Source organism: Duganella kummerowiae (assembly GCF_053572355.1).
Map to the genome: position 1 here is coordinate 1 of NZ_JBKFEH010000039.1, position 2,705 is coordinate 2,705.

General features: G+C 61.6%; 2 protein-coding genes and 2 tRNA genes. 2 read left to right on the plus strand and 2 right to left on the minus strand.

All coding sequences use genetic code 11. The annotated features are described in order from the left end of the window. The first annotated feature begins 121 nt into the window (after positions 1-121). Positions 122-195 (plus strand) — tRNA-Cys (locus ACLB1G_RS27875). Positions 196-495: 300 nt separating this feature from the next. Here the strand turns inward: ACLB1G_RS27875 and tnpC are convergent. After that, complete coding sequence (gene tnpC, locus ACLB1G_RS27880) at positions 496-2,061, minus strand: IS66 family transposase (RefSeq protein WP_491630533.1); 1,566 nt, start codon at positions 2,059-2,061, stop codon at positions 496-498. After that, complete coding sequence (tnpA, locus tag ACLB1G_RS27885; RefSeq protein WP_491630534.1) at positions 2,033-2,482, minus strand: IS66-like element accessory protein TnpA; 450 nt, start codon at positions 2,480-2,482, stop codon at positions 2,033-2,035. The genes tnpC and tnpA overlap by 29 nt, the downstream gene beginning before the upstream one ends. A gap of 146 nt (positions 2,483-2,628) precedes the next feature. Between tnpA and ACLB1G_RS27890 the strand changes: the two genes are divergently transcribed. After that, positions 2,629-2,704, plus strand: a tRNA-Gly gene (locus tag ACLB1G_RS27890). Position 2,705: the final 1 nt, after the last annotated feature.

Below are 2,705 nucleotides of genomic sequence, written 5' to 3' on the forward strand. Positions count from 1 at the left end.
AGTAGCTCAGTTGGTAGAGCGCAACCTTGCCAAGGTTGAGGTCGAGAGTTCGAGACTCTTCTCCCGCTCCAGAATTCGGATTGCAGCACATAACCGGGCTGTAATTCATGTCGTTTCCTCAGGCGAGGTAGCAAAGCGGTTATGCAGCGGCCTGCAAAGCCGTCTAGACGGGTTCGACTCCCGTCCTCGCCTCCATCCATTCAATGACTTAGCAAAGTTTGGGCTGTCTCAAGGTGGCGGTATACCACGCGAAAAGTGTGGTTGGCCACGCGTGAGACGGCCAATTTGCCGTTGATGTCCGCCGCTGGGCCCATTCCCGGTCCATGGCTTCCTTCTTTACTCCCTCCAGCGGTAGTCTGTTACCCAGGGCGCTGTATGCGACCTTTTACACGGGCGAGCAGGCCCGTGCATAGTAAGCGCCCGCCCACGGCCGTATTGATGCCAGCGCCGAATTGCTAGATGATTGCATCACACCGCTGGGAAGCGGCGTGTTTTTCAGGCAGTGGCCATCTGCCCGGCGCAATGCCAGGGCAGTAACTCGTCAATCCGATTGACGGGATGATCGGCGATGTGGGCTAGCACATGGTGCAACCAGGCTTCGGGGTCGATACCGTTAAGCTTGGCCGTACCGATCAGCGAGTAGATGGCGGCGGCACGGATGCCGCCCGAGTCGGCGCCGGCGAACAGGTAGTTGCGGCGGCCGAGGGCAACACCGCGCAAGGCGCGTTCGGCAGCGGAATTGTCGATTTCCAGCGCGCCATCGTCGCAGTAGCGTGTCAGTGCCTGCCACAAGTTCAGCGAGTACTGGATGGCGGCCGCTGTCTCGGACTTGCGCGACAGCTTCGTGAGCGACGTGCGCAGCCAGAGTTCAAGGTCGTCGAGCAAGGGCCTGGCGCGGGCTTGGCGCGCCTGAAGGCGCAGGTCCGGCGGTTTGCCACGGACGTCCGCTTCAATGACGTAAAGCTCGGCGATCCTGCGCAGCGCTTCAGTTGTCAGGGCTGAAGGCCGGGCTTCGTGCAAGTCGTAGAATTTTCTCCTGGCGTGCGCCCAGCAAGCCGCTTCCTGGATGGTGCCGCCATCGTAAAGCGCGTTAAAGCCTGCGTATGCATCGGCCTGCAGCACGCCGCTGAAATTAGCGAGATGGGTTTGTGGATGGATGCCCTTGCGGTCGGGCGAGTAGGCGAACCAGACGGCAGCAGGCGCGGTGTCGCCGCTGTTCCGGTCGTCACGCACGTAAGTCCACAGCCGCGCCGTCTTGGTCTTACCATTGCCCGGCGCCAGTACCGGGATGGGCGTGTCGTCTGCGTGCAGCTTGCTCGCGGCCAGCACATGGCGGCCGATGGCCTCGACCAGCGGCTGCAACAAGGCGCTGGCGGCGCCGACCCAACTTGCAAGCAGTGCGCGGTCGAGGTCAACGCCCTCACGCGCATACATCACGCTCTGCCGGTACAGCGGCAAGTGGTCGGCGAACTTCGCCACCAGGACATGGGCCAGTAGACCAGGACCCGGAATGCCGCGTTCGATCGGACGGCTCGGTGCAGGTGCCTGCACAATGGCGTCGCAGCAACTGCAAGCCAGTTTCGGACGCACATGGCGAATCACACGGAAGCTGGCCGGGACATACTCAAGCTGTTCGGCCACGTCTTCGCCCAAGTGGCGCAGGCCGCCGCCACAGGCGGGGCACGCATCGGCGGCCGGCAGGTACACTTTTTCATCACGCGGCAGATGATCTGGCAGCGGTTTGCGCGCCGGCTTATTGCGCGGTGCAGGGGCGCTCGCCGGTGGCGCCTTGAGCACTTCGCCCTCATCGGTCTCCAGATCTTCGAGTTGCAGTTCCAGCTGCTCGATCTGATGGTCAAGCTTTTCGGATTTGCGGCCGAACTGCATGCGCCGCAGCTTGGCGATCCACAGCTTGAGGTGCTCGATCTCGGCGGCACGCGTGTTCAACTGCGCTTCCAGGCCCGCCACTTGCTCGTCGCGTTCCTGGACACGGCGCTCGCTGGCCAATAACAATGCCTTCAAGGCTACGATGTCATCGGGGAGGTCGGCGGCGGTCAGCATGGGCCGAGTTTACGCGAGGCGAAGCACGTTTACAAGGCCGACCCGGGCCGCCACGCACGCTTTGCAGTACCAGCTGGAGCAGTGCGGCATCGACTCCAGCGTTGACACGGATGGTGGCGTCGGCAATGGTGATCTCAATGGTGCTCGACCTCATCACTCCAGTGGCCAATTTCGTCGGCGTGGCAGACGGCTTCAGCACAACCGGCAGGAGTTGTGCGCCTTCCAAGGCAGGTCCGACCAGCCGACCGGCGCGCAGATCGCGGCGCCATTTGAAAAGCATGTTGGTGTTGATGCCGTGCTCGTACGCCAGCTTGGACACCGACACCCCAGGAGCACAGGCCGCCACGGCCAATTGGTGCTTGAACTCAGCCGAATAATTCGGGCGCCCCTTGCGACTGCCCGACTCCACTTCAGTATCCACAATAGTTCCCGCTAAAAAGTGACGGGAACTACTTTGGCAGAGTGTGCTCGTTAAAAACAGACGGTGCTGGGCGAGCGCTTACGCGGTGCATATGTTCAAAACCTCTAGAAAAAAATATTGTGGTCTGCTATCATTCGGCTCCGCACGCGGGAGTAGCTCAGTTGGTAGAGCGCAACCTTGCCAAGGTTGAGGTCGAGAGTTCGAGACTCTTCTCCCGCTCCAG